Source organism: Streptomyces sp. NPDC002054 (assembly GCF_040296685.1).
GTDB lineage: Bacteria > Actinomycetota > Actinomycetes > Streptomycetales > Streptomycetaceae > Streptomyces.
On the sequence record NZ_JBEOXT010000012.1, the window covers coordinates 159,950 to 183,822 of the forward strand.

Annotated in this window: 20 protein-coding genes, 1 tRNA gene and 1 pseudogene; 3 read left to right on the forward strand and 19 right to left on the reverse strand. The window is 73.7% G+C overall.

The window, feature by feature from the left end; all coding sequences use genetic code 11:
* Positions 1 to 176: 176 nt before the first annotated feature.
* Together ABT123_RS13875 and ABT123_RS13880 are read right to left on the reverse strand one after the other, a co-directional pair.
* A pseudogene (locus ABT123_RS13875) lies at positions 177 to 1,226 on the reverse strand (SPFH domain-containing protein); the annotation flags it as partial.
* A 1,841-nt stretch (positions 1,227 to 3,067) separates the two neighbouring features.
* On the reverse strand, positions 3,068 to 4,522 hold the full coding sequence (locus ABT123_RS13880) for a peptidoglycan-binding protein (protein ID WP_351313130.1): 1,455 nt from the start codon (positions 4,520 to 4,522) through the stop codon (positions 3,068 to 3,070).
* A gap of 176 nt (positions 4,523 to 4,698) precedes the next feature.
* Between ABT123_RS13880 and ABT123_RS13885 the strand changes: the two genes are divergently transcribed.
* Positions 4,699 to 4,772 (forward strand) — tRNA-Lys (locus ABT123_RS13885).
* A 58-nt stretch (positions 4,773 to 4,830) separates the two neighbouring features.
* On the opposite strand, the gene ABT123_RS13890 is transcribed toward ABT123_RS13885, so the two are convergent.
* The 13 genes from ABT123_RS13890 to ABT123_RS13950 form a co-directional block, all read right to left on the reverse strand.
* On the reverse strand, positions 4,831 to 5,487 hold the full coding sequence (locus ABT123_RS13890; RefSeq protein ID WP_351313026.1) for a class F sortase: 657 nt from the start codon (positions 5,485 to 5,487) through the stop codon (positions 4,831 to 4,833).
* A complete protein-coding gene (locus ABT123_RS13895) occupies positions 5,484 to 6,137 on the reverse strand; it encodes a hypothetical protein (protein WP_351313028.1) in 654 nt (217 codons plus the stop codon). The genes ABT123_RS13890 and ABT123_RS13895 overlap by 4 nt, the downstream gene beginning before the upstream one ends.
* Positions 6,138 to 6,243: 106 nt before the next feature.
* Positions 6,244 to 7,023, reverse strand: a complete 780-nt coding sequence (locus tag ABT123_RS13900) for an HAD-IIA family hydrolase (protein WP_351313030.1) — start codon at positions 7,021 to 7,023, stop codon at positions 6,244 to 6,246.
* Positions 7,024 to 7,120: 97 nt separating this feature from the next.
* Entirely contained in the window at positions 7,121 to 8,647 is a 1,527-nt protein-coding gene (locus tag ABT123_RS13905) for an alkaline phosphatase family protein (RefSeq protein WP_502970952.1), read from the reverse strand.
* A gap of 173 nt (positions 8,648 to 8,820) precedes the next feature.
* On the reverse strand, positions 8,821 to 9,912 hold the full coding sequence (locus tag ABT123_RS13910) for a 2-aminoethylphosphonate ABC transporter substrate-binding protein (RefSeq protein ID WP_351313034.1): 1,092 nt from the start codon (positions 9,910 to 9,912) through the stop codon (positions 8,821 to 8,823).
* A gap of 35 nt (positions 9,913 to 9,947) precedes the next feature.
* Positions 9,948 to 10,745, reverse strand: a complete 798-nt coding sequence (locus ABT123_RS13915; RefSeq protein WP_351313035.1) for an ABC transporter permease — start codon at positions 10,743 to 10,745, stop codon at positions 9,948 to 9,950.
* Positions 10,732 to 11,619 (reverse strand): 2-aminoethylphosphonate ABC transporter permease subunit, encoded by an 888-nt coding sequence (locus tag ABT123_RS13920; protein ID WP_502970953.1) that lies wholly within the window; start codon positions 11,617 to 11,619, stop codon positions 10,732 to 10,734. Before ABT123_RS13920 ends, ABT123_RS13915 begins: the two co-directional genes overlap by 14 nt.
* 271 nt (positions 11,620 to 11,890) lie before the next feature.
* The gene (locus ABT123_RS13925) at positions 11,891 to 12,940 is read right to left on the reverse strand and encodes an ABC transporter ATP-binding protein (protein WP_351313037.1); all 1,050 of its coding nucleotides are present in this window, start codon (positions 12,938 to 12,940) and stop codon (positions 11,891 to 11,893) included.
* The gene (locus ABT123_RS13930; RefSeq protein WP_351313039.1) at positions 12,937 to 13,632 is read right to left on the reverse strand and encodes a phosphonatase-like hydrolase; all 696 of its coding nucleotides are present in this window, start codon (positions 13,630 to 13,632) and stop codon (positions 12,937 to 12,939) included. The genes ABT123_RS13925 and ABT123_RS13930 overlap by 4 nt, the downstream gene beginning before the upstream one ends.
* A gap of 5 nt (positions 13,633 to 13,637) precedes the next feature.
* Positions 13,638 to 14,759 carry a TIGR03364 family FAD-dependent oxidoreductase gene (locus ABT123_RS13935; protein ID WP_351313041.1) on the reverse strand — a complete coding sequence of 374 codons (1,122 nt, stop codon included), beginning with the start codon at positions 14,757 to 14,759 and terminating at the stop codon, positions 13,638 to 13,640.
* A 156-nt stretch (positions 14,760 to 14,915) separates the two neighbouring features.
* On the reverse strand, positions 14,916 to 15,641 hold the full coding sequence (locus ABT123_RS13940; protein WP_351313133.1) for a GntR family transcriptional regulator: 726 nt from the start codon (positions 15,639 to 15,641) through the stop codon (positions 14,916 to 14,918).
* A 121-nt stretch (positions 15,642 to 15,762) separates the two neighbouring features.
* On the reverse strand, positions 15,763 to 16,542 hold the full coding sequence (locus ABT123_RS13945) for a hypothetical protein (protein WP_351313043.1): 780 nt from the start codon (positions 16,540 to 16,542) through the stop codon (positions 15,763 to 15,765).
* A 645-nt stretch (positions 16,543 to 17,187) separates the two neighbouring features.
* A complete protein-coding gene (locus ABT123_RS13950; RefSeq protein ID WP_351313044.1) occupies positions 17,188 to 18,294 on the reverse strand; it encodes an ROK family transcriptional regulator in 1,107 nt (368 codons plus the stop codon).
* Positions 18,295 to 18,349: 55 nt separating this feature from the next.
* Between ABT123_RS13950 and ABT123_RS13955 the strand changes: the two genes are divergently transcribed.
* Positions 18,350 to 19,498: a Gfo/Idh/MocA family oxidoreductase gene (locus ABT123_RS13955; protein ID WP_351313046.1), complete on the forward strand. Its 1,149-nt coding sequence runs from the start codon at positions 18,350 to 18,352 to the stop codon at positions 19,496 to 19,498.
* Positions 19,499 to 19,562: 64 nt separating this feature from the next.
* Here the strand turns inward: ABT123_RS13955 and ABT123_RS13960 are convergent, their stop codons facing one another.
* The 4 genes from ABT123_RS13960 to ABT123_RS13975 form a co-directional block, all read right to left on the reverse strand.
* Positions 19,563 to 20,420 carry a fumarylacetoacetate hydrolase family protein gene (locus ABT123_RS13960; protein WP_351313048.1) on the reverse strand — a complete coding sequence of 286 codons (858 nt, stop codon included), beginning with the start codon at positions 20,418 to 20,420 and terminating at the stop codon, positions 19,563 to 19,565.
* A 171-nt stretch (positions 20,421 to 20,591) separates the two neighbouring features.
* Positions 20,592 to 21,398, reverse strand: coding sequence for a YidC/Oxa1 family membrane protein insertase (locus ABT123_RS13965; protein WP_351313050.1), 807 nt, complete (start codon positions 21,396 to 21,398; stop codon positions 20,592 to 20,594).
* A gap of 142 nt (positions 21,399 to 21,540) precedes the next feature.
* Positions 21,541 to 21,870 carry a DUF6412 domain-containing protein gene (locus ABT123_RS13970; RefSeq protein ID WP_351313052.1) on the reverse strand — a complete coding sequence of 110 codons (330 nt, stop codon included), beginning with the start codon at positions 21,868 to 21,870 and terminating at the stop codon, positions 21,541 to 21,543.
* A gap of 92 nt (positions 21,871 to 21,962) precedes the next feature.
* The gene (locus ABT123_RS13975) at positions 21,963 to 22,793 is read right to left on the reverse strand and encodes a class E sortase (RefSeq protein WP_351313054.1); all 831 of its coding nucleotides are present in this window, start codon (positions 22,791 to 22,793) and stop codon (positions 21,963 to 21,965) included.
* A gap of 56 nt (positions 22,794 to 22,849) precedes the next feature.
* Here ABT123_RS13975 and ABT123_RS13980 point away from each other — a divergent pair, with 56 nt between their 5' ends.
* A complete protein-coding gene (locus ABT123_RS13980) occupies positions 22,850 to 23,857 on the forward strand; it encodes an SEC-C metal-binding domain-containing protein (RefSeq protein WP_351313056.1) in 1,008 nt (335 codons plus the stop codon).
* Positions 23,858 to 23,873 lie beyond the last annotated feature (16 nt).

The following is a 23,873-nucleotide window of genomic DNA, read 5'->3' on the forward strand; positions in this document are numbered from 1 at the left end:
TGGGGGGAGTTCTGTGAGCGTGCGCACGCGTGGGGATGGATTCTCAGGTCTAGACCAAGTCCCAGATTATTGACGGGAGTTGGCCATGTCCAGACCAATCGGAGAACCGGGGGATTCCCCCGGCCGGCCCCGCGACGGCGCAGGGCCGTCGCGGGGCCGCCGCGGGGCCGGGGGTGCTACTCCCCCCGGCCGGTGTAGAAGGCGACGGTGAGGTCCTTGACCAGGGCCTTGCGCTCGTAGTCGTCGAGCTCGACCAGCCCGCGCGAGGTCAGCCGGTTCACGGTGTCGTCGACCGCGTCCACCACCGAAGTGAGCACGCTGTCCCGGTGCTTGGCATCGATCGCGGCGATCCGGCGGCGCCGCATGGCCGCCGCGACCTCCGCGGCGTACTCGATCCGGGTCGGCTGCGCCGAGAACACCTCGATCCCGACCGCCTCGGTCTCGGCCGCCAGCATCCGGGTCAGCGCGTCACCGACGGCCTCGGCATCGCGCAGGGTGGGGGCGTCCTCGTGGAAGGCGTCGGCCGGCAGCTGGGACAGCACCCGGGCCATGGCCGACTCGACCTGCTCGGCGAGGTAGTCGGTGTGGTCGGCGACGGCGAGGGCTGCCCGGGCGGTGTCCCGGACCTGCCATACGACCTGGACGACGACCTGGAGGGCGAGGCCGCCGGAGTCCACGGCGGGCAGCGGTTCGCTGCGCCAGTGCCGCAGGCGTACGTCGACCCGCCTGCGAAGCAGCAGTGGGCTGACCCAGACCAGGCCGGTGCGGCGGACGGTGCCCCGGTACCGGCCGAACAGGGTCAGCACCCAGGCGTGGCCGACCTTGCCGCGGCCGAGTCCGCCGAGGGCGAGCAGCGCGACGATGCCGAGGAAGGCGAGCGGGGGGTAGTCCTGGGCGCTGAGCCCCTGGTAGGGGCGGGGCGTCGCACCGAACGCGGCGACCAGAGCGCCGGGCAGGGCGCCGGTCCGCCAGAGCAGGGCCGCGCACCCGGCGAGCGCCAGGCCGCCGACCGCGGCGCCGGCCCAGCCGGGCAGTACGGGGCCACGGCGCTCCCGCAGCCGGTCGTCCCCGGGCGGCACCCGCCGCCCGGCGGGAGCCTGCGGCGGCCGGGGGCGGCGCGGGGCCTTGGCGGTGGCCGCCGGCTTCGCGGCCACCCGGCTGGCCGCCGCCTGCTCGCGGAACATCAGGTGCACCGGGATCTCGGTGGCGGCCACGGTCCGGCCCGGCCCGAGCCGGGGCAACTTCAGGGTGTCGTCGCCGTCCTCGCCCATGCCACGGGCGACTGCGTCGGCAACGATCACCTCGACACCGGGCCCGGGAATCCGACCCCGCCCATCGGTACCGGGCACCCCAATCGCCCGCACCCCCGCCACAGCCTGAGCCACCCCCGGCCCCGGCCCACCGGACCCGGCCCCGGCAAGGGAGGCGCCATGCGCCGGCCCGGCAGGCCCACCGGCGCCGACCCCGGTCGGGCCAGTACGCCCGGCCGCCGGCACCACAGCCCCGGCGACGGAGCCGGCCGGCCCTGCCTGGACAGCGAACCCGGCCGCAGGCCCGGCCGGCTCGCCGGGGCCCGCAAGCCCGAACGGCACCCGCCCGGCGAGAGCGGGCCCAGGCCCGGTGCCGGGGCCGGACTCCGGCCCGGCAGGGTCGGTGAGGCCGGGTGCGGGACCGGCGGCGGCAACTCCGGCCACAGGCCCGTGCGCAGACCCGGCAGAGCCGGCAAGCCGAGATTCCGACCGAGCGGGCCCGACCGCAGGCCCTGCCTGACCGGCGAGCCCGACCGGCGGCCCAAACTGCCTGGTGCCGGCCCCGGCAAGGGCAGGGCCGGTATGCCCGGACGGCATCCGCCCGGCGAGCCCGGACCCAGGCCCGGACGGCCCGTTGTCGGCCAGGCCATCCGCCGGCCCGGCAGGGCCCACACCCCCGGACGGCACCCGCCCGGCAAGACCGGCCGCAGGGCCGGTGGCGGGGCCCGCAGGACCGGTGAGGCCGGACTCCGGCCAGGCGGAGCCGGTCAGGCTGGGTGTAGGCGCGGCAACTCCGGCCGCAAGCCCGTGCTCGGGCCCGGCAGGGCCGGCAAGCCGGGGCTCCGGCCGGACGGGCCCGACCGCAGGCCCGGACGGCCCGTTGTCGGCCCGGCCATGCGCCGGCCCGGCAGGGCCCGCACCCTCGGACGGCACCCGCCCGGCGAGACCGGCCACAGGCCCGGTGCCGCGGCCCGCAGGACCGGTGAGGCCGGACTCCGGCCAGGCGGAGCCGGTCAGGCCGGGTGCGGGCGCGGCAACTCCGGCCGCAGGCCGGTGTTCGGACTCGGCAGGGCCGGCAAGCCGGGGCTCCGGCCGGACGGACCCGGCCACAGGCCCGGCGCCGGGGCCCGCGGGGCCGGCAAGGCCGGACTCCGGCCAGGCGGAGCCGGCAACTCCGGCCGCAGGCCCATGCGGGCGCTCGGCAGAGCCGGCAAGCCGGAACTCCGACCGGCCGGGCCCGGCGGCAGGCCCATGCACCGGCCCGGCCGCAGGCCCGACAGGGTCGGCGAGCCCGGCCAGCGGCCCGAACTGCCTGGTGCCCGACCCGGCAAGGGCAGGGTTGGGGCCCGCAGGGCCCGTAACCCCGGACGCCAGCCGCCCGGCAAGACCGGGTGCAGGGCCGGTGGCGGGGCCCGCAGGGCCGGACTCTGGCCACGCCGGTGCGGACCCGGCGGGGCCGGCGGCTCCGGCCGCGGGCCCATATGCGGGCCCGCCAGGGGCCGTAAGCAGGGGCTCCGGCCGGACGGGCCCGGCCGGAGGCCTTGCCTGCCCGGCGAGCCCGGCCGCAGGCCCGGTGCCGGGGTCGGCGAGGCCGGACTCCGGCTGGGCGAGCCCGGCCGCGGGCCCAGCAGGGCCCGCGGTGTCGGCCGTCGGGGCGTGCCGGGTCGGCGGCTGCGGAGCCGCAGCCGCCGGCCCCCAGGACCCGGCGGCGCCCCGTGCCGACCGCGTTGCGGCGCGCGGGTTCGCGGGGGTGGGCGGGCGGAGGGGCATGCTGCCCGTCGTGGAAGTGGTGCGCGTGGGGAACATCCTTGCCTCCGTCATGCGAACAGCCGTCGCCAGGTTTCCGGGCCGGGGTAGCCGTCTGCCTCGGCCCCGCGCCAGCCCTGCGCGCGCTGGAAGGCCTCGACACTGCGGCGGTCGGCCTCGGTCCAGCTGAGGCCGGGGCCGGATCGGTAGTGCTTGCCGAAGCCCTTCCGGGCCAGCCGGCGGCCCAGCGCTTCGATCGCCGGGTGGGTGCGGCCCGGCCGGAACACGGCCGCGCCGGGGTACACCGGAGCCGCCGTCACCGGCCGGGTGCTCGGCGCCGGCGCAGTCGCCGGGGTCGCCGGAGCCGCCGGGGTGGTGGGGGCCGGCTGAGTGGCCGGGGTCGCCGGGGCCGGTGGCGTGGGTGGGGTGCCGGCGCCCACCGTCGGGCGGATGTCCTTGCCCGCGCCCGTGACCAGCAGCTTCCAGGTGTCCGGGCCCGGCACCCCGTCCGCATCCGCGCCGGTCCACCCCTGCGCCTGCTGGAACGCCTGCGTGGCGAGCCGGTCCGCGTCGGACCAGCGGGTGGCCGGCCCCTTGGGGTAGAAGCGGGTCGCGCCGCGGTCGATCAGCATCCGGCCGAGCCGGGCGACGTGCTCGTTGTCCGCGCCCGGCCCGAACTTCGCCGCGCCGGGGAACTCCGTCCCGCCGACCGGCACGGCCGGAGCCGCCGAGTTCCCGTCGTCCGGGAGGATCCCGCCCGCCACCCCGTTGAACCGGTACGGGATGTACTTGTCCGCGTTCTTCCAGTAGCCGTACGGCGTCGCCAGCTTCCGCGTCGCCGGACGCGTCTGCTCGTACGCCACGTAGTGCGCCTTCGTCTCGTCGACCCAGCCGCCGAAGATCACCACGTGGGAGCCCTTGTTCGGGTCCGCCGGGTTGTGGAACAGCAGCATGTCCCCCGGCAGCAGCTCATCCTTCGTGATCTTCGTCGCGAACTTGTCCAGGCTGCCGGTCCATTCGTTCGTCCCTAGGTTCCAGACCATCGAGACGTAGCCGGAGCAGTCCTGCCGGTAGCCGTCCGACCAGTACTCGGACATGCTGTAGGGGACCTCCGCGTCCAGCCACAGCCTGGCCCGGTTGATGATCGACGCCCGGTGGATCCGCTTGATCGCCGGGATCTCGCCCGGTTTGGTCGGCGGGTGCGCGGGGATGCCGCGCGGGCCGTGCAGCGGGCCTTGCGTGCCCTGGGGTGTGCCGGGTTCCTCGGCCCCGGCGCCCGTACCAGCACCCGTGCCCGTACCCGGCGGCGGATCGGCCGCCGCCACCGTCGAGGTGCCGCCACCGCCCAGCACCACCCCGGCGGCCGTCATCAGCACCAGCGCACGCCGCGCGCCGTGCGCCCCGGGGTGGCCGCCGTCCCGCAGCGGTATGGCCCGCGCACCGCCCATCGTGCGGCGCCGCTGGACGCACCCCCGGCATGCACAGTCGCCCGCGGGTTCGTATTCCTCGAAGACCGGCATCTGCATCTGCGTCGTCATGCGGTTCCGTTCACTCCTCACCCGTACCTGGCACAGCGTCAGATTCGACGCAACCCAGAGACATAGTGCACGGAAAACCCCACGAATATGGGTTAATCGGACAAGCCGGGCGTGGCTGGTCGCGAGCATCACCCCAGGTGGGGTAGAGTTTTCTCTGTCAGCAGGCGCCGCTAGCTCAGTTGGTTAGAGCAGCTGACTCTTAATCAGCGGGTCCGGGGTTCGAGTCCCTGGCGGCGCACAGACGGAAAAAGCCCCTCGCAGCAGCGAGGGGCTTTTTCGTGTCTCCGCCGCCGTCGTCACCGGCGCCGCGTCGCCGTCAGGTAGGCCGAGACCACCACGTTCGCCGTGTACTCCTTCGCCACCTTGTCGTACGTGCCGCCGCAGGTCACCAGCCGCAGCTCGGCCCGCCCCGGCACCCGCGGCCCGTACGCCTTGTGCGCGTCGAAGTGGCGGCGCTCGTACACCCGCACCGCCTCGATGGTGAACTCGACGACCGAGCCATCCGACCGGACCACCCGCACCTTGTCGCCCGGCTGCGCCGTGCTGAGCCCGTAGAACACCGCCGGTTTTGACTCCGTGTCCACGTGCCCGACCAGCAGCGCCGCCCCCGCCTCGCCCGGCTTGGTGCCGCCCGACCACCAGCCGACCACGCCCGGCCGGTCGTACGGCGGCGGATCGATCGCGCCGTTGCGGTCCAGGCCCCGGGAGATCACCGGGGCCCGGATGCCCATGGACGGTACGTCGACCCGCTGCGGCGGCCCGCCCGCCGGCAGCGGACTGTGGGCGGCCGGGAGCTCGCGGCCGAACAGTGCGCCGGCCTGGCCGGGGCGCTCGACGGGCACCACGTCGGTGATCTCGCGGCCCCACAGCCACAGGCCCAGCACGAGCACCGTCCAGGCGGTGACGGTGAGCAGCCGGCCCCCGCCGGAGGACCTCGGCTCGGTGTCCGTCATTCGCCGCTGCGGCGGCGCCGCAGCTTCAGCGCCCGGCCCGCCACGGCGAGGCCGGCCGCGGCGGCGAGGACCGCGCCGATCACGGTGTGCGGCAGGCTCGGGCCGTCCCGCTCGGGCTCCTTCTTCGCGGTGGCCAGCTCCGCCGACATACCGCCGCCGCCCGCATGCACCGGCCAGTGCGGGGTCTGGTGGGCGTCCGGGCGGTGGTGTTCGGGGCGCTGGTCCGGGCGCTGGTGGTCCGGACGCTGGTGGTCCGGGCGGTGGTGGTCCGGCGTGTGCGGGACGATCTGCAGCGAGCCGGTCGCCTTCTCGCCGCCGTCGCAGAACGCCCGGACCGTGTGCCAGCCGGGCTTCGCGTGCGTACTGATCATCGCCTCGCCGTACAGCGGCTTGCCCCGGCCGTCCCGGCCGGACAGGTCCGCGTCCGCGACGAAGACGGGGGACTTCGCCAGGCCGGTGGTGCCCTTGCACCCGGTGACGCGCAGCTCGATCTGTGCCCCCGGCTGGGCCGTGGACGGAGTGGCCCAGACCGTGCCGCGCTGCCCCTCCTCGGCCAGGGCGGTGGGCACGGACACGGCGGAGACGACGGAGCCGGCGGTCAGCGCGACGGCCACTCCGGCGGCACGGAGAGCGAGCAGAGCAATGCGCATCGTGAACCTCCTCGTCAACGAGATTCGCGTGCGCGGCGCCGCCCCGCATCCGGAGCGGCGCGCTACTGGCCCGTACGGGTCAGACCCGTCAGACCGGTCAGACCAGTCAGACGAGATCGACCAGATCGGCGATGGAGTCCACCGTCTTGGTCGGGCGGTAGGGGAACTTCTCGGTGTCACCGAGCGTGGTCAGGCCGGTCAGCACCAGGAAGGTCTGCATGCCCGCCTCCAGGCCGGCCAGCACATCGGTGTCCATCCGGTCGCCGATCATCGCGCTGGTCTCGGAGTGCGCCCCGATGGCGTTGAGGCCGGTACGCATCATCAGCGGGTTCGGCTTGCCGGCGAAGTACGGCTGCTTGCCGGTCGCCTTGGTGATCAGCGCGGCGACCGCACCGGTGGCGGGCAGCGGGCCCTCGGTGGAGGGGCCGGTCTCGTCCGGGTTGGTGCAGATGAAGCGGGCACCGGCGTTGATCAGGCGGACGGCCTTGGTCATCGCCTCGAAGCTGTAGGTGCGGGTCTCGCCGAGGACCACGTAGTCGGGCTCGTGGTCGGTGAGCACATAGCCGATGTCGTGCAGGGCGGTGGTGAGGCCCGCCTCGCCGATGACGTACGCGGTGCCGCCCGGGCGCTGGTCGTCCAGGAACTTGGCGGTGGCCAGGGCGGAGGTCCAGATGTTCTCGACCGGAACGTCCAGGCCCATCCGCTGCAGCCGGGCCTGGAGGTCGCGCGGGGTGTAGATCGAGTTGTTGGTCAGGACCAGGAAGGGCTTGCCGGACTCGCGCAGCCGCTTGATGAAGGCATCGGCGCCGGGGATCGGGGTGCCCTCGTGGATCAGGACCCCGTCCATGTCGGTGAGCCAGGATTCGATCGGCTTGCGCTCTGCCACTGACGTTCTCCACTCTGCATGACCTGTGCTGTGGTCTGTACCACCACCCTATCGGGAGCGGGCCGTGGACGCCGACGGCGTCCACGGCCCGGACACGCTAGCCCAGGGTGACGTTGTCGACGGTCCAGAACCAGTTGTTGGTTCCGGTGTAGCGGAAGCGGATCTGCACGTCGGTGGCGCCGGCCGGGACCTGGAGGGTGACGGCCTCGGACTTGGCGACCGCATCGGCCGTGTAGCTCTTCACCACGGTCGCGGCACCGCCGTTGTAGGAGACCAGGACCTGGGCGGTCTGGCCGGCCTCGTGCCGGTAGTGGGTCTGGTACTTCAGGGTCTTCGTGGTGCCGCCGGTGACCGCCCACTTGGGGGTGATCAGGGTGGAGTCGAAGGTGCCGGTGTGGGTCTTGTCGTCCCACTCGTCGGAGTCGGCGACGGCGAACACGTCACGGGAGCGGACGTTCAGCTCGCGCCACTGGTCGCGCTGCGCCTGGCTCCAGAACTCGTCGGTGGCAAAGGCCCAGCCGGCCCATTCGGTGACCCCGCCGGCGCCCATCTTCGAGTTGTCGACCGACCAGCCGGCCGGCGGGGTGCGGGTGAAGCCCTTGGTGCCGGCCGGGATGCCGGTCTCGTCCACCCGGGCCTGGAGGTTGGGGCGCAGGGTGTCGAACGGGTCGCTGTCGGGGGTGTTCAGCGGTACGCCGTCCAGCCCGGCGGTGGAGACGCCGACCTGCTGGAGCGCGGTCGCCGCGACGTCGACCAGGCGGACGTCCTCGCGTACCGAACCGGCGGGAATACCGGGGCCCTTGGCGAGGACGAAGGTGCCGCGCTCGGCGATGGAGGAGCCGCCGTGGCCGCCGGCGGAGGTGTGGCCGTGGTCGGTGGTGACCAGGATCTTCCAGTTCTCCTGCGGGTACGTCGGGCGCTGCTGGACGGCGGTGAGCAGCTGGCCGACGAGCGCGTCGACGCGGGCGATGGAGTCGAGGTAGGCCTGGCTGTTGGCGCCGCTGGAGTGGCCGGCCGCGTCGACCTCGCCGAGGTAGACGAAGGAGGCGTCCGGGTTGCCGGTGCGCAGCTCGGTGGCGGCTGCGGAGGCGATCTTCGGGTCTTCATTTCGGTAGCCGTCGCGGTCTCCCTTGAGGGAGAGGCGCTTGTCGGTCTTCGCGGAGAAGATCGGGCCGTTCTGGTCGGTGGAGGCGATGGGCTCCCAGTCGGCCGCCGCATAGGTGTTGAGCGCCGGGTTGGCGTTCTCGATGCGGGTCAGGAAGTCCGGGTGGGCGGCGTAGTTCTTGCCGATGAAGGAGTTGTCCTTCACGCCGTGCTTGTCGGGCCAGACGCCGGTGGCGATGGTGGACCAGCCGGGGCCGGAGGAGGTGGCGCCCATGGGGTTCGCGTAGAGGGTGCTCTTGGCGGTGAGGCCCTGGGCCATCAGGCCGTTGAGGTGCGGCGCGTTCGCCACCTTGACGCGGTCGAGGACGACCCCGTCGAGGCCGATGACGAGGACCTTGTCGGTGGCGGCGGCCTCAGCGGCGGGGGCCTGAAGGGCCGCGCCGGCGGGGGCGGCGGCGAGCGTGGCGGTGATCAGTGCGGCGGCCGATGCGGCGACGGCCGCGGCACGTCGTCCGGGCATGACAGGGGACACGTACTCCTCCTGGGAGCAAGTGAGGGACGGGGGGTGTCGGTGCGCGGTGCAGGGAGAGGTGCGGGGACGTGCCGCAGGTCCGGACCGAAGGTGCGGTCTTCGGTCCAGACCTGTTATGCAATGGTCATGCTGTCGGCCGGGGGTGGCCAGGGGGTTACAAGTCAGCTGCCGGTCGCGGACTTCCACGCGTCGACGTACGCGGTCAGGTTCTTGTCGATGTCCGCCCAGTCCGGCTCGAAGATCTCGACTCCGGTCATGATCTTGGTGAGTTCGACGGCGTTGGCGTCGGTCGGCTTGACGTCGGTACGGGCCGGGAAGCCGCCGCCGACCGCGCTGACCTGCTTCTGGGCCTCCTCGCTGAGCAGGTAGTCGAGGAGCTTCTTGCCGTTCTCGGTGTGCGGGGCGTCCGCGACCAGGCCGGCCGCGTACGGCAGCGCGAAGGTGGTGGGCCGGCCGCCATCCTTCGCCGGGAACCAGATGCCCAGGTTGGGCATGGACCGGGACTGGGCGAAGTTCATCTGGACATCGCCGTTGGCGACCAGGATCTCGCCCTTGTCGGTCTTCGGGGCGAGCTTGCTGGTGGAGGAGGACGGGCCGACGTTGTTGGTCTGGAGCTTCTTCAGGTACTCCATCGCCGGCTCCTTGCCGCCGAAGTCGTGCATCGCCTTGATGACCACGGCCGTGCCGTCGCCGGCGACACCCGGGGTGGAGTACTGCAGCTTGCCCTTGAACTTCGGGTCCAGCAGCTGCTCCCAGGTCTTGGGGGCCTCCGGGAGCTCCTTCTTGTTGTAGATGAACCCGAAGTAGTTGTTCACCACCGAGGTCCAGCGGCCGTCGGCGGCCTTGTCGCGGCCGTTGACCTTGTCGGCGCCCTGCGGGGTGTAGGACTCGAGCAGGCCCTTGCCGTCGGCCTGCTGGATGAACGGCGGGAGGGTGATCAGGACATCGGCCTGGGTGTTGGTCTTCTCGCGGACGGCGCGCTGCACCATCTCGCCGGAGCCGCCCTCGACGTACTTCACCTTGATGCCGGTCTTCTGGGTGAAGTCGGCGAAGACCTTGTCGTACCAGCCGTCGCCCTTCTCGCCCTTGAGGCCGTCGGCGCTGTAGACGGTGACGACCTTCTCGGTGCTGTCCTTGGAGTCGGCGGTGGAGGAGCCGCCGCAGGCGGTGAGGGCGGGGGTGAGGGCCAGGGCGGCGGTGACGGCGACGGCGGAGCGGAGGAGGGTGCGGGGGTCGCGGGCGTTGCGGGACATGACGCTTCCTTCTGGAGGGCTGAGGTGACGGGGGTTCAGCGGTAGGAGGCTTTGGTGCGGATGCGGGAGACGGCCAGCAGGACCAGCAGGGTGGTGGCCATCAGGACCACGGCGATGGCGGAGCCGCTGAACAGCGAACCCCGGTCGGTGGCGGTGAACACGCGGACCGGCAGGGGCATCCAGTCCGGCGGGTAGAGCATCATCGTGGCGCTCAGCTCGCCCATGGAGAGGGCGAAACACAGGCCGGCAGCCGCGTTGAGGGAGGGCAGCAGGAGGGGCAGTTCGACCCGCCACAGGACGTACGAGGGGCGGGCGCCGAGGCTGGCCGCGGCCTGCGCGTAGGCGGGGTCGAGGCGGACGATCGCGGCCGACACCGACTGGTAGGCGAAGGCGGTGACCAGGATGGTGTGGGCCAGGATGACGATGCTGCTGGTGCCGTTGAGGAGCAGCGGGGGCCGGCTGAACGCGACGAGCACGGCCAGGCCGACGACCACTGAGGGCACCGCCACCGGAAGCATGAACAGCGCGTCCAGGGTGCGCTTTCCGCGCTTCTTCAGCCGGGCGGCGGCCAGGGCCGCCCAGGTTCCGGTGGCGAGGGCCAGCAGGCTGGCGGTGACGGCGGTGACCAGGCTGGTGGTCAGGGCCTGGAGGGACTCGCCGCGGACGGCGGAGGCGTAGTGCTCGGCGGTCGGGCCGGAGGGGAACGCGCCGGACCAGTTGGTGGCGAAGGAGGCGGCGAGGACCACGAGCAGCGGCAGGGCGAAGAGGGGGATGAAGAGGAGGGCGAACAGGGCCCATGCGGCCCAGCGGCCCGCCTTGCTATGCACCAGCACGCTTGCTCACCACCCGGTAGAGGCCGAACAGGCCCACGGAGATCGCGATGTTGACGACGGCGACCACGCAGGCGGCCGGGTAGTCGGATTCGAGGATGGCCTTGCCGTAGACCAGCATCGGGAGGGTGGTGACGCCCTTGGCTCCGGTGAAGAGGACGATGCCGAACTCGTTGAGGCACATGACGAGGACGAGGCTGCCGCCGGCGGCGAGGGCCGGGAGCGACTCGGGGAGGATCACCCGGCGGATGATCCGCAGCGGCTTGGCGCCGAGGCTTGCGGCGACTTCCAGCTGGGCGGTGTCGATCTGCGAGAACGCGGCGAGCAGCGGGCGCATCACGAAGGGGGTGAAGTAGGTGATCTCCGCGAGGAGTACGCCCCAGGGGGTGGTGAGGAAGTGGAACGGGCCTTCGGCGGTGCCGGTGAGGTCGGTCCAGACGCCGTTGGCCATGCCGACGGTGCCGTAGATGAAGAGGAGGGCGAGGGTGATGAGGAAGGAGGGGAAGGAGAGGAAGACGTCGATGAAGCGGGCGACGGCTTTGGCGCCGGGGAACGGTACGAAGGCGATGACCAGGGCGAGGGCGAAGCCGAGGACCAGGCAGCCGATGGTGGCGCCGACGGCCAGCCATACGGTGGTGCCGAGCGCTTCGCGGAAGGCGGTGGAGCCGAAGACCTCGGCGTAGGCGGCGAAGGCGCCGCCTTCCTCGGGGGTGAGGGACTGCTGCACGACGAGCGCGAGCGGATACAGAAACACCAGCCCGAGCACGGCCACGGGCGGCACCGCCCACACACTCCGCGGCACCCGCAGCCCCCGGCCGGGAGCGGGCGCGGGGCCGGGCGCGGGCGCGGGCGCGGAGCCGGAGGCTCCGCCCGGCACCCGGCCCTGCTCCGGGGCGTGGCCCCCTGAGGGCTGCGGACCACGGGCAGCGCCCGGGCCGGTGGCCGAAGCGTGGCCCGGGGCCGGGGCGGAGCCCGGGGCGCTGGCCGGGGCTGGGGCGGAGCCCAGGGCGCCGGCCGTGTCCCGGCCGGAGGCCTGGGCCGGGGCCTGCACCGTCGCGCGGCCGGAGGCCGGGCCGGAGCCGGGCACCGGGCCCGTGGCCGAAGCGTGGCCCGGGGCAGGGGCGGCGGCGGTGTCCCTAGCGGAGCGGTCAGGCATGGGAGACCGCCGCCGACAGGAGTACCGCGTCGCGGGGTTCGAAGTGGAGGGTGATGTCCTCGCCCAGGGCCGGGGTTTCGCGGAGCTCCGGCAGGTCCGCCTTCACGCGGTGCCCGTCGATGTCCACGTACAGCCGGTGCGTGGAGCCGCGCCACTGGACCTCGGTGATCCGGCCGCGCAGGGCGTTCGGCCCATCGCCGAGGCCGAGCAGGTGCGGGCGTACGCACAGGGTCGCGGCGGCGCCCGGAACGGCGCGCCCCGCATCGAGGGTCAGCGGGCGGCCCGCGAACACCGCGCCGCCGTCCGCGACGGTGACCGGCAGCAGGTTCGCGTTGCCGACGAAGGACGCGGTGAACTCGGTGCGCGGCGCCCGGTACAGCTCCTGCGGCGTGCCGCAGTCCTGCAGGCGGGCCCGGTCCATCACCGCGATCCGGTCGGCCAGCGTGAGCGCCTCCACCTGGTCGTGGGTGACGTACAGGATGGACACGTCGGGCAGTTCGCGGTGCAGGCGGGCGAGTTCCGCCAGCATGCCGGACCGCAGCTGCGCGTCCAGTGCGGACAGCGGCTCGTCGAGCAGCAGCACGCCCGGCCGGATGGCCAGCGCCCGGGCGATGGCGACCCGCTGCTGCTGTCCCCCGGACAGTTCCCGCGGGTAGCGGGTGGCGTACGCGGACATGCCCGTCAGCTCCAGCGCCTCCGCCACCCGGCCGGGGATCTCCGCCTTGGGCGCCTTCTGGGCGCGCAGCCCGAAGGCGACGTTGTCCGCGACCCGCATGTGCGGGAACAGCGCGTACTGCTGGACGACCATGCCGATGCCCCGGCGGTGCGGCGGCAGCGCGGTGACGTCCCGGCCGCCGATCAGCACCCGCCCTGCGGCCGGCCGGACGAAGCCGGCCACCGCCCGCAGGGCCGTGGTCTTGCCGGACCCGGAGGGCCCGAGCAGCGCCATGACCTCGCCGGGTTCGACGGTCAGGTCGAGGCGGTCCAGGACGGTGGTGCCGCCGTAGGCCACGGACACCGCGTCGAACCGTATGCCGCTCACGACTGCTCCAGCAGCGCGGGCAGTTCGGCCACCGAGCCCAGGACATGGGTGGCGCCGTGCTCCAGCAGGGCCTCCCGCCCGTGCGCCCCGGTCAGTACCCCGGCGACCAGGCCGGCCCCGGCCCGGCTGCCGCTGAGCATGTCGTAGGCGGTGTCGCCGGCGACCACCAGCTGCCGTACGTCGTCCACCGCGCCGGTCCGCAGGAACGCGGCCAGCACCATGTCCGGGTAGGGCCGGCCGCGGCCACCCGCGTCGGCCGGGCACAGGGTGAGTTCGACCAGGTCGCGCCAGCCGAGCGCGTCGAGGATGGCGTCCTGGGTGACCCGGGCGAAGCCGGTGGTCAGGACCACGGTCCGGCCGTCGGCCCGGAGCTGCTCGATGGCCTCGCGGGCACCGGGCAGCGGCTCGACGAGGCCGCCGTCGACGAGTTCTCCGTACGCCGACTCGAAGGCGGAGTTGGCCTGCCGGGCCAGGTCCTCCGTACCGAAGAGGTGGCGGAAGACGGAGATCTTCGACTCGCCCATGGTGTCGCGTACGTACTGGAGCTTCGCGGCGTGGTCGGCGGAGCCGGGCTCGACGCCGAGGTGTCCGGCGGCCCGCTCGAAGGCGCGCTCGACCAGGCCGCCGTCGGCGACGGTGGTGCCGGCCATGTCGAGGACGACGAGGCGCTGTTGCTGTCGGTTGACGGTCATGTGGTTCACCAGCCCAGTTCGTTCGCGGTGGTTTCGGCGATGGCGGGGGAGCAGGTCATGCCGCGCCCGCCAGGTCCGGTCACCAGCCACACGCCGTCCCGCACCTGCTGGCGGTGGACGACCCGGGTGGTGTCGGTGCATTGCGCGTACACGCCCGCCCAGCGGTGCCGGATCTTCGGCAGGGGGCGGCCCAGGAAGGATTCGACGACCTGGGTGAGGTGTTCGTAGGGGTCTTCGAGGGTGTCGAAGGCGAAGGGGTGCTCGTACTCGTGGGTGTCGCCGATGGTCAGACCGCCGTCGAGGCGCTGGACCATCAGCAGCTGCATCTTGTGGGCGGCGGCGATCTCCGTCTGGAGCTGCTCGGCGTTGAGTGCGTCGAGGGCCGCGGACCGGTAGGCGGGGTAGTAGCGGAAGCTGTCGGCGTCGGCGACGGAGGTGGTCAGCGGCTCGCCGAGCGGTTCGGTCTGCATCATCTGCAGGCGGACCCGGCGGACCGGGAGGTCCGGTACGAGTTCGCGGACGAGTCCGGTCAGCCAGGCGCCGGTCGCCAGGATCACCGCGTCGCCCTGGTGGACGTCGCCGTGGTCGTCGCGGACGGCGCCGGGCCCGGTGACCTCGCGGACCTCGCGTCCGGGGAGGAAGGTGTAGCGGCCGGAGGCGTTCAGGGCGGCCCGGAGGGCGAGCTGGGCGGTGCGCGGTTCGACGGCCGCGTCGCGCTCGCACCACAGGGCCGCCTCGAAGGCGCCGCGCAGGGCCGGGTTGATCTCGCGCGCCTCGGCGGCGGTGATCAGCTTGTGGCCGCGGTCGGCGGCATCCGGCCGCCGGGTGGCGGCCTCGGCGACGGCGTACTCGCGGTCGTTGCGGACCGGGGTGAGCGAGCCGATGGCCCGGAACCCCAGGTCCGGGACCTGCGCCCCGATCTCCTCCCACAGCTGGCGGGCGCGCAGCGCGGTCCGGAGCTCCGCACCACCGGCCCGTCCGCTGACCCAAATCTGGCCGAAATTGCGCAGTGAAGCACCGCGCGCCTCGGCCTCGCGCTCGATCTGTACGACCTCGTGGCCGCGCTGGACTGCTTGCCAGGCGTGCATGGTGCCGACCACGCCGCCTCCGACGACTATGACTCTCACGTCGTCCAAGGTGGGCGTGACCAATGACCCGGGGAGGGCGGCCCGGCAACGTAACGGTGAACAGCCCCCCAAGCTTGGACTAGACCCGTTATCTTCTCGTGATATTCGCAGGTGGCGCTATGTCGGAATCGCCCCGAACGCCCTCCCCTCGCAGCGCTATTCGGGCTTCAGGTGGGTCGTAAAGCTGAACCGGTCACCACGGTAGAGCGAACGCACGCGCTCCAGGGGAAGCCCGTCCTGGTCCCGCGAGAACCGGTGGATGAGCAGCATGGGGAGGGCGGGCGGAGTGCCGATGAGCAGGGCCTCGCGGGGAGTGGCGAGGACCGTCTCCAGCTTCTCGTCGGCGTCCCCGAAGACGATCCCGAGCCGGTCGCGCAGGTAGCCGTAGAAGGAGGAATCCGGCTGGAATTCGCTGTCCAGGCGGGGCACCCGGGCCACCCGGATGTACGTGCTCTCCAGCCCGACCCGCTCGTCGTCGGCGAGCAGCACCCGCTCCAGGTGCCAGACCGGCTCGCCGGGCTCGGCGCCGATGCCGGGGGCGAGGTCGGGCGGGCAGGGGAACTGCTCCAGCCCGATCAGGTTGCGGCCCGGCCGACGGCCCTGGCGGCGCACCCCCTCGGTGTAGCTGGCGAGGGACAGCGGCTGCTCCAGCTTGGGCCCGGCCACGACGGTGCCGCGGCCGGAGCGGCGGAGCCGGCCTTCGAGGAGCAGCTCGCGCAGGGCCTGGCGTACGGTCTCCCGGGCCACCTCGTAGCGCTCGGCCAGATCCCGCTCGGTGGGCAGCAGCCCGCCCTCGCCCAACTCCTCGATGAGGTCGGCGATCCGGGCCTTGACGGCGTAGTACTTGGGGATGCGGCCGTGCTCGGGAATCCCGGAACGCACGGGCGATCCGGGGCGGTGGTCGGGGCCATTGCCGGGGCGGGGGCCGGTGCCGGGGGCAGGGGCGGGGCTGGTTTCGGGGTGGTGCTGATCGGTCGGTTCCACGCTCGGACTGTACGGGCGATCAGCGCGCGCGCAGCCGCCGGGCCCCGAGCAACAGGGCGCCGCCGACCACCAGTGCCCCGGCAGCCGCACCGGCGTACGCCCACTCCTTCACCCCGGTCCGGGCCAGCCCGTCCGGCACCGCCCCGGCCGGGGCGGCCGGCTGCTCGGGCCCCTCGACGGAGAACCGGTAGCCGCCGGCCTCGCCGACCCACTCCCCGTCGTCCGCCGCGCGCTGGACGAGCGCCGCGTCCGCGACCACCTCGCCGGTGGGGGCGTCGGGGGCGAAGGACAGCCCGACCTTGACGGTGGCGGAGCCGCCCGGGGCGACCGAGAAACCGGGGAAGGCGCTGCCGCCGTCGAAGACGGCGACGATCTCGTCGCGGTCGGTCCGCTCCAGACTGACCGGGAAGGTGCCGGCGGGCGCCTGGAACTCCATCCGGAGGTGCTGGGGGCGGAGGGTGCGGGCCTTGTCGCTGAACACGACGACGGGGTGGATGGCGGTGCAGGAGGTGCGGGTGGTGTTGGTCAGGTCCAGGTACCAGGTCTGGATGTCCCCGCCGCGGCGGTAGACGGCGGGGCCGCCCCTGATCCGGGCGCCGATGGGGAACTCGGCGCTCTTGCCGTCGCCGCAGACGGCCTTGGCCCGCGAGGGCAGCGCGGGCGCGGGCTTGGCGGCTCCGCCGCTGCCGGAGCCGATGTCGCGGGGCGCGGCGGCGTGGGCGGCGTGCGCTGCGGCGGCGGCCGGCCCGGCCAAGGCGAGCAGGACGCCGGAGAGGGCAAGGGCTTTGCGCAGTCGCATGAAGGGCCTTCGCTGCTCGCCGGACGATGATCAGACCAGGTGACTATCACCCCGCCATGCCAGGCAGCCTCCCACGCGCGCGACCCAACCCCCACCCACCACACCCGAAATCCCCACGTTTCCCCCCACATGGCGGACCCGTCGAGCCTCCTGAGGTGGGGTGGTCGGGGTTGGGCCGGGGCGGCGCGGCGCGGGCCGGGCGTAACCGGGGCGCGAGCTGGGTTCCGGCCGGGGCGCAGGCCGGGGCGGCGCGGTCGGGCCTGGGTGGGCAGGGCGGGCGCCGCCGGGTTCGGGTTCGGCCGGGCCGGGTTCGGGCCTGCCCAGCTCCCGGTCGGCGCTGTCCGGCGCGGCACCGCCCGGCTCTGCCCGGCCAGGCCCGGCTCGGCCCGACAGCAACGGCTCGACTCTGCCCAGCAAGCCCAGCCCAGCGCACCTCCACTCAGCCGGCTTGGCTCGACCCAACCGGCCCGACTCGGCTGTGTCCGGCTCGGCCCGGGCTGGTTCGGCCCAGCGCGGCCCGCAGGCCCGGCTCTGCCCAACAGCCCCTGCTCGGCTCAACCCGGTCCGGCGCAGCTCGGCTCAGCCGAGCGCTATGCCCGGCTCTGCCCGGCGGGACCGGGCTCTGCCAGGGCCGGCGCGGGTGGGTCAGGAGCGGCCGAAGAGGGGGCCCAGGATCAGGTCTGCTGCGCCCTCTGCCACCCCGCCGCCGGCGAGTGAGACCTCCACTTCGGCCGGGCCGAGCACCCCGGCCCGCGCCCGGGCCCGCAGGACCTCCGCCACCCCGGCCAGGAACACCTCCGGCGACCGGGCCACTACCCGCCCGCCCAGCAGCACCCGCTCCACGTCCAGCAGCGCCACCAGGTTCGCCGCCGCCTCCCCCAGGATCCGGGACGCCTCCGCCAGGTCCCCGCGGGCCACCGCCGCCAGGCACAGCACCTCCACGCAGCCGCGCGCCCCGCACCGGCACGGCGGGCCGTCCAGCAGCAGCACCTGGTGCCCGAACTCGCCCGCCCCCGAGCGGCCGTCCCGGCCGCCCCGGTACACCTCGCCGTCCAGGCACAGTCCGGCTCCCAGACCGGTCCCGAGGTGCAGGTACGCACCCGCGCCCGGGCCGGACCAGGCCGCCGCGGCGGCTCCCGCGTGGGTGTCCTTGTCGAGCTCCACCCGCACCCCGAGCCGCTCCTCCAACGCGTCCCGCAGCGGATAGCCGGCCCAGTCCGGGAATCCGGTGACCCGTCCGAGCACGCCGGCGCTCCGGTCGAGCGGGCCCGGAGCCGCCACCCCGACGCCGAGTACGGCCGTGCCCGAGCCGTCTGTGGCCGTCCGTACCGTTTGTACCGCTTGTACCGCTCGTACGAGCTCCGCCACCACCGCCGCCGGTCCCGCCGCGAAGTCCAGCCCGCCCCGGGATTCCGCCACCACCCGTCCGGCCAAGTCCACCCGGACCACCCGCAGCTCGTCCCGGTCGAGGTGTGCCCCGACCGCGTGCCCGGCCCCCGGCACCAGCCGCAGCAGGGTGCGCGGCTTGCCGCCGGTGGACGCGCCGCGGCCGGCCTCGGCGACCAGGCCCTCCACCCGCAGCCGTGCCGTGATCTTGCTGACGGCCTGCGGGGTGAGCCCCGTACGCTCGGCCAGCTCGCCACGCCCCAGCCCCTCGGCCCCGGCCCCGCGCAGCAGGTCCAGCACCAGCGCCGCATTGTGCCCGCGCAGGCCCGGCAGATTGACCCCAGCAGCCCTGTTCGCCCGTTTCACCCGCCCATTCTCTCCCCTCCTTGCACTTTGGCAACACTGTTGCCAAAGTGGTCGCATGAGCACGAGCACCAGCGCCACCAGTGCGAGCACCAGCGCCAGCAGCGCCGCAGCCCCCGCCGCCGCCCCCGGCTCCCGCCCGCCGCTCCGCGTCGGCCTCGTCGGCTATGGCCTCGCCGGCTCCGTCTTCCACGCCCCCCTGGTCGCCGCGACGGAGGGACTGGTCCTCGACACGATCGTCACCGCGAACCCGGAACGCCGCGCCCAGGCCCGCGCCGAGTTCCCCCAGGTGCGGTTCGCCGACTCCCCCGCGGAGCTGTGGGAGCGGTCCCCCGCCCTCGACCTCATCGTGATCGCCTCCCCCAACAAGACCCACGTGCCGCTCGCCACCGCCGCCCTGGAGGCCGGCATCCCGGTGGTCGTGGACAAGCCGCTCGCCGCGACGGCCGCCGAGGCCCACGCCCTGGCCGAGCTCGCCGACCGGACCGGCACGCTCCTGTCCGTCTTCCAGAACCGCCGCTGGGACAACGACTTCCTCACCCTCCGCCGGACCATCGCCGGCGGCGAGCTCGGCGCGATCCAGCGTTTCGAGTCCCGCTTTGAGCGGTGGCGGCCCCAGCTCAAGGGCGGCTGGCGCGAGTCCGGGGCCCCGGAGGAGATCGGCGGCCTGCTGTACGACCTGGGCAGCCATCTGGTGGACCAGGCCCTGGTGCTGTTCGGGCCGGCCGTACGGGTCTACGCCGAGACCGACGTAAGCCGCCCCGGCGCCCAGACGGATGACGACACCTTCATCGCCCTCACCCATGCGAACGGGGTCCGCTCCCACCTCTACATGAGCGCCACCACCGCCCAGTTGGGCCCGCGCTTCCGGGTGCTGGGCTCCTCGGCGGGCTTCGTGAAGTACGGCCTGGACCCGCAGGAGGCCGCGCTGCGCGAGGGCCGCCGCCCCGGGCAGCCGGGCCAGCCGTGGGGCGAGGAGCCGGAGCACTGCTGGGCGACGGTCGGCTCGGGCGAGTCCCCGCTGACCGGCGGCGGGCGGCCGGTGCCGACGGTCCCGGGCGACTACCCGGCGTACTACGCGGCGGTGGCGGCGGCGCTCCGGGAGGGCGGCCCGGCGCCGGTCACCGCGCAGGAGGCGGCGCAGGCGCTGGCCGTACTGGAGGCGGCCCGCCGCTCCTCCCTCGAGGGCACCACGATCACCCTCTGACCGCCCGGGACCGGCGGGCCCGCCCGGGCCCGGCCGGTCACACCGGGCGCACCGCGCTCACCAGCTATGCGCTCTTGAACTCCTGGCGCTGGCGGCCCAGCCCGGAGATCTCCAACTCGACCACATCACCGGCCCGCAGGAACGGCTTCGGCTCCGGCTGGCCCGCGGCCACACCGGCCGGGGTGCCGGTGACGATCACATCGCCGGGATACAGGGTCATGAAGTGGCTCAGGTACCGGACGACCTCGCCGACGGGGAAGATCTGGTCGGAGGTCGAGCCGTTCTGCCTCAGCTCGCCGTTGACCCACAGCTTCACATCGAGGGCCTGCGGGTCCGGCACCTCGTCGGCGGTGACCAGCCACGGGCCGAGCGGGGTGAACGTCTCACAGTTCTTGCCCTTGTCCCAGGTGCCGCCGCGCTCGTTCTGGAACGCGCGCTCGGTGACGTCGTCCGCGAGGACGTACCCGCCCACATGCCCCAGGCCTTCCTCGGCGGAGGACAGGTAGCGGGCGGTGGCGCCGATGACGACGCCGAGCTCGGCCTCCCAGTCGGTCTTCACGCTGCCGCGCGGGATCAGCACGGTGTCGTCCGGGCCGACGACCGTGTCCGCAGCCTTCATGAACACGATCGGCTCGGCGGGCGCCTCCGCGCCGACCTCGGCCGCGTGGCAGTGGTAGTTCAGGCCGATGCCCACGATCTTGCCGATCCGGCCGACCGGCGCACCGATGCGCAGCCCCTCCGCACCGAGCACGGGCAGCTCACCGGAGGCCGCCGCGCCCCGGACGCGGGACAGCACGGATTCATCGGCGAGCAGGGCGCCGTCCACATCCGTGACGAGGCCGGACAGGTCCCGCAGGGTCCCGTCCCGGTCGAGCAGTGCGGGGCGCTCGGCCCCCACCGGACCGACACGCAGCAGCTTCATGAACATTCTCCCGTGGTCGAGGGTGGTCGACCCATGGGCATGGCATGCCACGGGTCGGCCGATGGGTTGCGGCCATCGGAGGATTGGTTGATCCTCCAAGAAGCCGGTCCAATCTGCAAGACCCTGTTCACGGACTGGACCGCAACAGGACCGCAGCGCCCTTCCGCCCGACTACTTCGCCCCGATTTCCACCGTTCCCGTTCCCGTTGCCCCACTCCCCTCCTTACGGTCCCAGCGACGCTGGAGCCAGGCCCGCTCACCGGCCGTCCACGCAGTGGTGGTCAGCAGGTAGAGGCCTGCGGCCAGCGGCACGATGGCGGCGGTGACCAGCGTCCCGAACGCCATCAGCGGCATCACCTTGAGCATCCGGCCCATCAGCGCCGCCCCCGGCTCGTCCCCGGCCGCGGCGGCCAGGCCGGCCGGGCCGTTGCCCGCGGCCATGGCCCGCCGCGCCCGCAACACGGTCCAGACGGCCACCGCAGCGATCGCCGCGAACAGCCCGAGGAACACCAGCCCCTGCGCCCCGAACACCCCGCCCTCACCGAGAGCATCGGCCCAGTGCCCGCCGAGCGGCGCTCCGAGCAGCCCCTCGGCCAGCAGTGCGTTGGTCTCGCCGCCGAGCCGGCCCGCGGAGAACACCCGGTACATGACGAAGAACACCGGCAGCTGCACCAGCATCGGCAGGCAGCCGGCCAACGGCGAGGTGCCGGCCTCGGCATGCAGCTCCAGGACGGCCTTCTGCAGCCGGTCCGCGTTCTTGGGGCCGGGGTGGCGGCGCTTCAGCTCGGCCAGCCGGGGCGCCAGCGCCGCCCGGGCCCGCTCACCGCGGAAGGCGGCCCGGGTGAGCGGGTGCAGAGCGACCCGTACGAGCACGGTGAAGAGCACGATCGCCGCGGCGGTCGCGGAGGCCGCGAACACCGGGTCGAGGAGGTCAGCGAGTTGGTCGACAAAGGCAGCGAAGACAGTGAAAACGGACACGTGAACCCTCCGGGGGTCTCGTCCTGCCGTCGCGATCGCCTGCTACCGGGATCTGGGCGACGGCACCGAAAGATGGAATTTCGGCGTGACGAGCCACAAGGGGCGCGCGGAACAACGAGGTGCGGTGATGCGGAGCGAACCCCTACGCGGCCGTCAAAGACGGACGGCCGGGAGCCCTGGGCCGCGACCGGCCCGAGGCATCGGGATCACGCTGCGGCAGGAACGCCGTACGCTGCTCGCGATCACGGATCGCGGTGCGTATTCGGGTGGGCGGCACGGGCGAGGCGCTGCGCGCCATCAGGGCGGCGCAGCCGAGGACGGCGGCGCTCACGGCAGCGGTGGCCGCGAAGGTCACGGCGGAGGCGAGACCACCCTCACCGAGGACGGCGGCGGCCACTCCGGCCAGCCCCCACGCGAGGAGCACGGCCACCGGCCCGACCCGCGCCACCAAGGCACGCATCCACTCGCGCATCCACCCCCCCTCTCTCTCTCCGCTTCCATCCCCGTCTTCGATCGCGTCTTCGATCGTGCCTTCGATAGTAGCCCGCGCCACCGACAACGGGGTCATCTCCGCTCGGTCGACCTGAGCGTCCCCCACACCACCAGGCGGTACTTGGAGGTGTACTCGGGCGTGCAGGTGGTCAAGGTGATGTACGCGCCCGGCTCGCTGTACCCGTACTCGGGCCGGACCGCGCTCCGCGGCACCGCGGCAATCACTCCGGTGTCCCGCTCGGAGGTCTCGTCCAGCGTCTTCCCCACCACGTAAACAAACCGCTGCCCCTTCACATCAACAATCAACTCATCACCCGCCCGCAGCCGGTTGATGTAGCGGAACGGTTCGCCATGCGTGTTCCGGTGCCCGGCCAGCGCGAAGTTCCCCTGCGCACCCGGCCGTCCGGTCCCCGGGTAGTGCCCCACATACCCCTTGTCGAGCACCCCTCGCCGGCTCACCCCCTGCGCGACGGGCACCACCACCCCCAGCCGCGGAATGCGCAGCACGGCGTACGCCCGCTCCGACCCGCCCGGCCGAGGCCGGACAGACCCACCGGCCGACGGAGCCAAGCTCACCGGCGGCGCACCGGACGGAACCACCTCGCCATCAGCCGCACCACCAGCCACCTGCCCACCATCAACACCGTCACCAGAGGGAAGACCGCCCCCGGCACTGTCCCCGGACGGCTCGGCTACGGGCCGTGCCGCCCACTGCTCCTCCAGCGCCGCCACCTGCTCCCGGGCCCCGGCGACCGCCTGCCGATTGGTCCACCACACCTGATGCACCACCAGCAACATCACGATCACCCCCACGGTGACCGTCAACTCGGCCGCACCCCACAGTCCCCGGGCCAGCAGCCCGCGCCACCGCCCCTGAACCACCACCGGAATGCGATCTCTCACGGCCGGCACCCTAGGTCCTCCCCCGTCAACTGACCAGCAGCAGTACCGTGTGATCCATGCGCCCCGACACGCCTGCCGAGCACATCGCCGAAGCCGAGCGCCTGATCCGCACGGCGACCCGCTACCCCGAGGACCAGGAGCCCTTGCTCCTGCAGGCCGCGGCCCACCTCGAGCTGGCCGACGCACGGGACCGGGCGAGCAGCCTCTACGACCAGCTCCTCTCCGCCTCCCCCGCCAACCCCCACCTGATCAAGGCCCTCCAGGCCGCGAACCTGTGGGAGTACGGCCACGAGGCCGAGGCCCGCGCCCTGATCTCCGGCATCCGCGCGGCCTCGCCCGCCGACCCGGCCCCGTGGGAGGTGATCGCCGAAACCCTGGAGGCCCACGACGAGTTGACGGCCTCCGAGGAGTGCTTCACGGAGGCGGCGACGCTGCTCATCTCGGAGGACACCCCGCTCACCCCGGCCACCACCGCCCTCCTCACCGGCCGGCACCGGGTCCGCCGGCTCCTCGGGCTCCCGCACGACGACTGGGACATGGTCGCCGACACCCGCCACACCGGCCCCGTCCCGCTGGACGAGCTCCACGACCCCAAGCGCATCTGGGCCCTGGGCTCCGACGACCCGGCCGAGCTCCGCGCCGAGATCGCCCGCCTCCGCGCCGAACTCGGCGACCGCCGGGCCGCCCTCTCCCGCCCCTTCCCGGTGGCCCTCCTCCACTGGCCCGCGGCCGAACTGGCGGAACTCCTCACCGCCTACCCGACCCTGTCCACGGAGTACCCGTCCCACGCGGTCCACCTGGCCGGCATCGAGTCCTCCCTCCGCGCCCTGGCCGCCTCGGGCACCCACAACCTCGGCATCGTCACCGCGAGCGTTCCCTCGTACGAGGCCTTCGCCGCCTCGGAGAAGACCTCCCCGGCCTCCCCGTCCCTCCTCGCGGAATACGCCACCACCCTCGCCGCCCGCGGCAAGGCCACCCCCTGGCCCCCCTCCCCCACAGCCCCCTGCTGGTGCACCTCGGGCAAGGCGTACGCCGCATGCCACGGCGAGCCTGGACGCGGGTAGGCCGGCCGGGAGCAGG